7 protein-coding genes and 1 pseudogene are annotated in these 8,389 nt (G+C 51.8%); all 8 read right to left on the reverse strand.

The window, feature by feature from the left end:
* Positions 1–58: 58 nt before the first annotated feature.
* The gene (gene rpoB, locus L6R44_RS23435) at positions 59–4,087 is read right to left on the reverse strand and encodes a DNA-directed RNA polymerase subunit beta (protein ID WP_063409573.1); all 4,029 of its coding nucleotides are present in this window, start codon (positions 4,085–4,087) and stop codon (positions 59–61) included.
* Between the two features lie 319 nt (positions 4,088–4,406).
* A complete protein-coding gene (rplL, locus tag L6R44_RS23440; RefSeq protein ID WP_002445276.1) occupies positions 4,407–4,772 on the reverse strand; it encodes a 50S ribosomal protein L7/L12 in 366 nt (121 codons plus the stop codon).
* A 67-nt stretch (positions 4,773–4,839) separates the two neighbouring features.
* Positions 4,840–5,337: a 50S ribosomal protein L10 gene (gene rplJ / locus L6R44_RS23445; RefSeq protein WP_003862338.1), complete on the reverse strand. Its 498-nt coding sequence runs from the start codon at positions 5,335–5,337 to the stop codon at positions 4,840–4,842.
* A gap of 292 nt (positions 5,338–5,629) precedes the next feature.
* Positions 5,630–6,334: a 50S ribosomal protein L1 gene (gene rplA, locus L6R44_RS23450; protein WP_006810530.1), complete on the reverse strand. Its 705-nt coding sequence runs from the start codon at positions 6,332–6,334 to the stop codon at positions 5,630–5,632.
* A 3-nt stretch (positions 6,335–6,337) separates the two neighbouring features.
* Positions 6,338–6,766 carry a 50S ribosomal protein L11 gene (rplK, locus tag L6R44_RS23455; RefSeq protein WP_008503452.1) on the reverse strand — a complete coding sequence of 143 codons (429 nt, stop codon included), beginning with the start codon at positions 6,764–6,766 and terminating at the stop codon, positions 6,338–6,340.
* A gap of 155 nt (positions 6,767–6,921) precedes the next feature.
* Positions 6,922–7,467 (reverse strand): transcription termination/antitermination protein NusG, encoded by a 546-nt coding sequence (nusG, locus tag L6R44_RS23460; protein WP_002438628.1) that lies wholly within the window; start codon positions 7,465–7,467, stop codon positions 6,922–6,924.
* Position 7,468: 1 nt separating this feature from the next.
* Positions 7,469–7,852, reverse strand: coding sequence for a preprotein translocase subunit SecE (gene secE / locus L6R44_RS23465; protein ID WP_032644497.1), 384 nt, complete (start codon positions 7,850–7,852; stop codon positions 7,469–7,471).
* 228 nt (positions 7,853–8,080) lie between these two features.
* A pseudogene (gene tuf / locus L6R44_RS23470) lies at positions 8,081–8,389 on the reverse strand (elongation factor Tu); the annotation flags it as partial.

Here is an 8,389-nt window from a genome sequence, read left to right on the forward strand (position 1 = left end):
GTTAGCACAATCTGGTGCCGGGGGTTAACCCGGCACCAGTGACCTGTTTGAGCGAGAATTACTCGTCTTCCAGTTCGATGTTGATACCCAGCGAACGAATCTCTTTCAACAGTACGTTGAAGGATTCTGGCATGCCCGGCTCCATCTGATGGTTGCCGTCCACGATGTTTTTATACATCTTGGTACGACCGTTCACGTCATCAGACTTAACGGTGAGCATTTCCTGCAGGGTGTATGCCGCGCCGTATGCTTCCAGCGCCCACACTTCCATCTCCCCGAAGCGCTGACCACCGAACTGTGCCTTACCACCCAGCGGCTGCTGAGTAACCAGGCTATAAGAACCGGTAGAACGAGCGTGCATCTTGTCGTCGACCAGGTGGTTCAGTTTCAGCATGTACATGTAACCTACGGTTACCGGACGCTCGAACTGTTCACCGGTACGGCCGTCAAACAGCGTAATCTGACCAGACGTTGGCAGACCACCCAGTTGCAGCAGCTCTTTAATTTCAGCTTCTTTTGCACCGTCGAAGACCGGCGTTGCAATTGGCATACCTTTGCGCAGGTTCTCTGCCAGACGCAGCACTTCTTCATCGCTGAAGGTGTTCAGGTCGACTTTCTGACGCACGTCGGTACCCAGATCGTAGGCACGCTGGATGAATTCGCGCAGTTTCGCGACTTCCTGCTGCTGTTTCAGCATGGCGTTAATCTTGTCGCCGATACCTTTCGCAGCCATACCCAAGTGGGTTTCCAGGATCTGACCAATGTTCATACGAGACGGTACGCCCAGCGGGTTCAGTACGATATCTACCGGCGTACCGTTAGCATCGTGCGGCATATCTTCGATCGGGTTGATCTTAGAGATAACACCCTTGTTACCGTGACGACCCGCCATCTTATCACCAGGCTGGATCTGACGTTTAACAGCCAGATACACCTTAACAATCTTCAGCACGCCTGGTGCCAGATCGTCGCCCTGAGTGATTTTGCGGCGTTTCGCTTCGAGTTTTTTCTCGAACTCGTGTTTCAGCTCGTCATACTGCTCAGCCAGCTGTTCCAGCTGATTCTGTTTCTCTTCGTCGGTCAGGCCCAGTTCCAGCCAGCGATCGCGTGGCAGTTTGTCGAGCTTCTCAGCTTCAACGCCACCGGCAACCAGCACCGCATAGATACGGCTGAACAGACCCGCTTCGAGGATCTGCAGTTCTTCAGACAGGTCTTTCTTAGCCTGTTTGAGCTGCATCTCTTCGATTTCCAGCGCACGCTTATCTTTCTCAACGCCGTCACGAGTGAAGACCTGAACGTCGATAACCGTACCGGAAACACCGTTTGGTACGCGCAGAGAAGAGTCTTTAACGTCAGACGCTTTCTCACCGAAGATAGCACGCAGCAGTTTCTCTTCTGGCGTCAGCTGGGTTTCACCTTTCGGCGTCACTTTACCAACCAGAATGTCGCCGCCAGTCACTTCCGCACCGATATAAACGATACCGGATTCATCCAGTTTGGAGAGCGCAGCTTCACCCACGTTAGGGATATCAGCGGTGATCTCTTCTGGCCCCAGCTTGGTGTCACGGGACACACATGCCAGTTCCTGAATGTGGATAGTGGTGAAACGATCTTCCTGAACCACACGCTCGGAGACGAGGATGGAGTCTTCGAAGTTGTAACCGTTCCACGGCATGAACGCTACGCGCATGTTCTGACCGAGCGCCAGTTCACCGAGGTCGGTGGACGGACCGTCTGCCAGCACGTCGCCGCGCTCAACTGGCTCACCCAGAGACACACATGGCATCTGGTTGATACAGGTGTTCTGGTTAGAACGGGTGTATTTGGTCAGGTTGTAGATGTCGATACCCGCTTCGCCCGGATACATCTCGTCTTCGTTAACTTTGATAACGATACGGGATGCGTCAACGTACTGAACGGTACCGCCACGCTTAGCAACCGCAGTAACACCGGAGTCGACGGCAACAGCACGTTCCATACCGGTACCAACCAGCGGCTTATCAGCGCGCAGAGTTGGAACGGCCTGACGTTGCATGTTCGCACCCATCAATGCACGGTTGGCGTCATCGTGTTCCAGGAACGGGATCAGGGACGCACCGACGGATACCACCTGCTGGGTGGATACGTCCATGTAGTCAACCTGGTCGCGGCTGAACAAGCTGGATTCGCCTTTGCTACGGCAGGTAACCAGATCTTCTACAAAGTGGCCTTCGTCATCCAGGTTGGAGTTCGCCTGAGCGATAACGTAGTTGCCTTCTTCGATAGCAGACAGGTAATGAATTTCGTCGGTTACAACACCGTCAGTCACTTTACGGTACGGCGTCTCAAGGAAACCGTATTCGTTCGTCTGTGCGTACACGGACAGGGAGTTGATCAGACCGATATTTGGACCTTCAGGCGTTTCGATTGGACATACGCGACCATAGTGCGTCGGGTGTACGTCTCGAACTTCAAAGCCTGCGCGTTCACGGGTCAGACCGCCTGGGCCGAGTGCAGAGATACGACGTTTGTGTGTAATCTCAGACAGCGGGTTGTTCTGGTCCATGAACTGAGACAGCTGGCTGGAACCGAAGAACTCTTTCACTGCTGCAGAAATCGGCTTGGCGTTGATCATATCCTGAGGCATCAGGGTATCCAGATCGCCCAGAGACAGACGCTCTTTCACCGCACGCTCAACACGTACCAGGCCAACGCGGAATTGGTTTTCCGCCATTTCGCCTACGGAACGGATACGACGGTTACCGAGGTGGTCGATATCGTCCACTTCGCCTTTACCGTTACGGATATCGATGAGCTTCTTCATCACTTCGATGATGTCGTCTTTGCTCAGGATACCGGAACCTTCGATTTCGTCGCGCAGCAGAGAACGGTTGAACTTCATACGACCCACCGCGGACAGATCGTAGCGGTCTTCGGAGAAGAACAGGTTCTCGAACAGGCTTTCCGCCGCTTCGCGAGTTGGTGGCTCACCAGGACGCATCATGCGGTAAATTTCTACCAGCGCGCTCAGACGATCGGTGGTTGGGTCGACGCGAATCGTCTCAGAGATATACGCACCGTGGTCCAGATCGTTGGTGAACAGCGTTTCGATACGCTTGTGGCCAGACTGGCTCAGCTTAGCCAGCAGATCCAGGCTCAGCTCCATGTTCGCCGGGCAGATCAGCTCGCCAGTTGATTCATCAACGTAATCTTTCGCGGCTACTTTTCCTGCAATGTACTCAACCGGAACTTCAATGAGTTTGATATCATCTTTTTCCAGCTGGCGGATGTGGCGCGCGGTGATACGGCGACCTTTTTCCACATACACTTTGCCGTCGGCTTCGATGTCGAACGACGCGGTCTCACCACGCAGACGTTCCGGCACCAGCTCCATCTGCAGCTTGTTGTCGCGGATTTCAAAGATCACTTTCTCAAAGAACAGGTCCAGGATCTGTTCAGTGGTGTATTGCAGCGCACGCAGAATGATGGTTGCAGGCAGCTTACGACGACGGTCGATACGGACAAACAGGTTGTCTTTCGGATCGAACTCGAAGTCCAGCCATGAACCACGGTAAGGAATGATGCGTGCGTTATACAGTACTTTACCGGAAGAGTGTGTTTTACCTTTATCGCTGTCGAAGAAGACGCCCGGGCTACGATGCAGCTGGGAAACGATAACACGCTCAGTACCGTTGATAACGAAAGTACCGTTGTCCGTCATGAGTGGAATTTCACCCATGTAGACTTCTTGTTCTTTAATGTCTTTTACGGTGCCTTCCGGCGCTTCGCGCTCGTAGATCACCAGACGCAGTTTTACGCGCAGCGGTGCGGAATAGGTCACGCCACGGATCTGACATTCCTGAACGTCAAACACCGGTTCGCCAAGGCGGTAGCTGACGTACTGCAGCTCGGAGTTACCGCTGTAGCTCTGAATCGGGAACACGGAGCGGAAGGCTGCTTCCAGACCGTACTGCCCTTCAGGATCTTGCTCGATAAACTTCTGGAACGAGTCAAGCTGGATAGAAAGGAGATATGGAATGTCCAGAACTTGTGGACGTTTACCAAAATCCTTACGAATACGTTTTTTCTCGGTATAGGAGTAAACCATAGGGTTCCTCAGCTCGCTGACAAGTCGACCCATCTGTCCGACGAAGGGACAGTTTGTGCAACACCATTTTGTGGACCGGAAAATTGAATACTTTCCGCAATACCTGTTGCTATCACGCTTAAATCATTTCGTCGCGATTTACACAGAGCGAGCACCCTGTCGCAATATATTAAGTCGTCGATAGAAACATGCATTGTCAGGACAATCAGCAGTCAAACAGTGTGAAATGCTACTGATGCCTTACAGCGCAAAAAGGCTGGTGACTAAAAAGTCACCAGCCATCAGCCTAATTGCTTAGGCTGCAACCAGAAAAGTTGGCTTATTTAACTTCAACTTCAGCGCCAGCTTCTTCCAGAGATTTTTTCAGTGCTTCTGCGTCGTCTTTGCTCACGCCTTCTTTCAGCGCAGCTGGAGCAGATTCTACCAGGTCTTTAGCTTCTTTCAGACCCAGGCCAGTTGCGCCACGTACTGCTTTGATAACAGCAACTTTGTTTGCGCCAGCAGCTTTCAGAATTACGTCGAATTCAGTTTTTTCTTCAGCAGCTTCAGCCGGGCCCGCAGCTACGGCTACAGCAGCAGCAGCAGAAACACCGAATTTTTCTTCCATTGCAGAAACCAGCTCTACAACGTCCATTACGGACATAGCTGCTACTGCTTCAATGATTTGATCTTTAGTGATAGACATTTAAATTGTTCCTGAAAATCAGAATAAAGTTTATACGTAAGCAAATGCTTTATAAAGATAACTGCGATTAAGCAGCTTCTTTCGCATCGCGTACAGCAGCCAGAGTGCGAACCAGTTTGCCAGCCGCAGCTTCTTTCATGGTTGCCATCAGGCGTGCAATTGCTTCTTCGTAGGTCGGCAGGGTTGCCAGGCGATCGATTTGCGATGCCGGGATCAACTCACCTTCAAAGGCTGCAGCTTTGACCTCAAATTTTGCATTCGCTTTCGCGAACTCTTTGAACAGACGAGCAGCAGCGCCCGGGTGTTCCATAGAGTATGCAATCAGGGTCGGACCAACAAACGTGTCTTTCAGGCACTCGAACTGAGTACCTTCAACTACGCGGCGCAGCAGGGTGTTACGAACAACACGCATGTATACGCCAGCTTCACGACCTGCTTTACGCAGTTCAGTCATTTTGTCTACAGTAACGCCACGGGAATCCGCAACTACTGCAGACAGCGCGCCTTTGGCTACTTCGCTGACTTCAGCAACAATCGCTTGTTTGTCTTGAAGATTTAAAGCCATTAGCTTTGCTCCTGGATGTTTGCCGGAACTCATGTTCCGGAACTCACTTCACTCAACCCAACGGGAAGAGCGTCTTAATACGGTGAGCAGAAACAAGCCAGAATATTCAAAAAATAATCTTAGCGTTCTGTCACCGTCTACGCAGGGGATTAAGTTTCTTGCGAAACACCTGCGGTCTTCGACGGAGGCCTGGATTAGGCCAGGCTCCAACGAACAAATCTTTTAGCCGCTAACTTTTGTTAGCAAACGTGGGGGTAAGATTGTAGACAAAATCACCGCCCACGTAAAGGCATTAGTTTGCAGCAGCGCTCAGGCCAGCCTGGTCAACTGCAACACCTGCACCCATGGTGGTGGAGATGCTAACTTTCTTGATGTACACGCCTTTCGCCTGAGTTGGTTTTGCTTTTTTCAGCGCAACCAGCAGAGCTTCCAGGTTTTCTTTCAGTTTGTCAGCGTCAAAGTCCACTTTACCGATGGTGGTGTGGATGATGCCGTTTTTGTCGTTACGATAACGAACCTGACCTGCTTTAGCGTTCTTAACCGCTTCAGCAACGTTAGGGGTTACAGTACCCACTTTCGGGTTTGGCATCAGGCCGCGTGGACCCAGAACCTGGCCCAGCTGGCCAACAACGCGCATTGCATCTGGAGAAGCAATAACAACGTCAAAGTTCATTTCGCCTTTCTTGATCTGATCAGCCAGATCTTCCATACCTACCAGTTCAGCGCCGGCAGCTTTAGCAGCTTCAGCGTTTGCACCCTGAGCAAATACAGCTACGCGAACGGAACGGCCAGTACCGTGTGGCAGTACAGTTGCGCCACGAACGTTCTGATCGGATTTACGCGCGTCGATGCCGAGGTTAACGGCAACGTCAACGCTTTCAACGAACTTAGCCGTTGCCAGTTCTTTCAGCAGAGCGATAGCTTCGTTGATGTCGTACTGTTTGGTCGCATCAACTTTGTCACGGATCACGGACATGCGCTTGGTCAGTTTAGCCATTTCTTAGTCCTCCACTACCAGGCCCATGGAACGTGCAGTACCTTCGATTGAGCGAGTCATCGCTTCAATGTCGGCACCAGTCATGTCGGCAGCTTTGGTCTGCGCGATTTCCTGCAGCTGAGCGCGGGAAATTTTACCCACTTTGTCTTTGTTCGGCTTACCGGAACCAGACTTGATACCAGCCGCTTTCTTCAGCAGAACTGCTGCTGGAGGGGTTTTGGTAACGAAAGTGAAAGAACGGTCAGCGTAAACAGTGATGACGACTGGGATTGGCAGACCTTTTTCCAGGGATTCGGTTTTGGCGTTGAACGCTTTACAGAATTCCATGATGTTCACACCCTGCTGACCCAGAGCTGGACCAACTGGTGGACTTGGGTTCGCCATACCAGCTGCAACCTGCAGCTTGACGTAGGCTTGTACTTTCTTAGCCATTCTAAAATCCTCTGATTGGGTAATAGCGCCTCAGGGAGGCTCCCCGTGAATAAAATTCGTTTTACGGGCCGGGCCCATAAAAACAAAAGGCGCGAAATTGTATTCCAATCTCGCGCCCTGTGCAACGATTAAATCGTCGCTTTTTTGATCGCTGCTTAGGCTTTTTCGACCTGCGCAAAGTCCAGCTCTACCGGGGTCGCACGACCGAAGATAGAAACAGAAACTTTCAGGCGGGACTTCTCGTAGTCCACTTCTTCAACCACACCGTTAAAGTCAGCAAACGGACCGTCGCTAACACGAACCATTTCACCCGGTTCAAACAGCGTTTTCGGACGCGGCTTATCACCCACCTGCTGCAGGCGGTTCATAATCGCATCAACTTCTTTGTCGCTGATTGGCGCCGGACGGTCAGACGTGCCGCCGATAAAGCCCATTACGCGCGGTACGCTGCGCACCAGGTGCCAGCTCGCGTCGTTCATCACCATCTGAACCAGCACGTAACCCGGGAAGAATTTACGCTCGCTTTTGCGACGTTGGCCGCCACGGATCTCAACCACTTCTTCGGTCGGAACCATAACTTCGCCAAATAACTCTTCCATGTTGTGTAATTTGATATGCTCACGCAGCGACGTTGCTACGCGGCCTTCAAAACCGGAAAACGCCTGAACGACGTACCAACGCTTTTTAGGGGCTTCAGACATCTTAGAACCTCAGGCCAGTAATAAAGGAAACCAGGCGAACCAGAATACCATCCAGTCCCCACAGGATCAGTGACATTACAGCGGTAACCGCCGCTACGATCAGCGTGGTGTGCAATGTTTCCTGGCGAGTCGGCCAAATGACCTTGCGGACTTCGGTACGTGCTTCGCGAGCGAAAGCAACGGTTGCTTTACCTTTAGTCGTCAACAGCGCGACACCGCCCGCTGCAGCAATCAGAATCACCACTGCCAGCGCGCGGAGCGGCAGCATCATGTCACGATAAAGATAGTTGCCAACGATTGCCACAATCAGCAGCACGGCAACAGCGATCCACTTCATCGCTTCCAGGCCGCGCCCGCTCCCTTGAGCTTCGGTATTAGCACTCATAAACCAACCTGTCAGAAGAATTCTACAAATAATTTCACCCCGCGATTGCGAGGCGAGCCAAATCGAAACGCTAATCCCTTTATGGATTATACGCTCTCTGCAGAGCCTGTCTCAGCAATGATTATGACAAAAAGAATCACTGATGAGCCAGGTTCTGATGTGAAAGCGTGCAAAAAGGGCATCAAATGATGCCCTTTTCATGCGCATTGCGTCAAATGTTATCAGCGATTAGCCGAGAACTTTAGCAACCACGCCCGCGCCAACGGTACGGCCACCTTCACGGATTGCGAAACGCAGACCGTCGTCCATCGCGATTGGGTGGATCAGAGTCACAACCATCTTGATGTTGTCGCCTGGCATTACCATCTCAACGCCTTCTGGCAGTTCGATGGTACCGGTCACGTCAGTTGTACGGAAGTAGAACTGTGGACGGTAGCCTTTGAAGAACGGAGTATGACGGCCGCCTTCGTCTTTGGACAGGATGTACACTTCAGATTCGAACTTGGTGTGTGGCTTGATTGAGCCTGGCTTCGCCAG

It is taken from the genome of Enterobacter cloacae complex sp. ECC445 (assembly GCF_021892025.1).
Lineage (GTDB): Bacteria > Pseudomonadota > Gammaproteobacteria > Enterobacterales > Enterobacteriaceae > Enterobacter > Enterobacter chengduensis.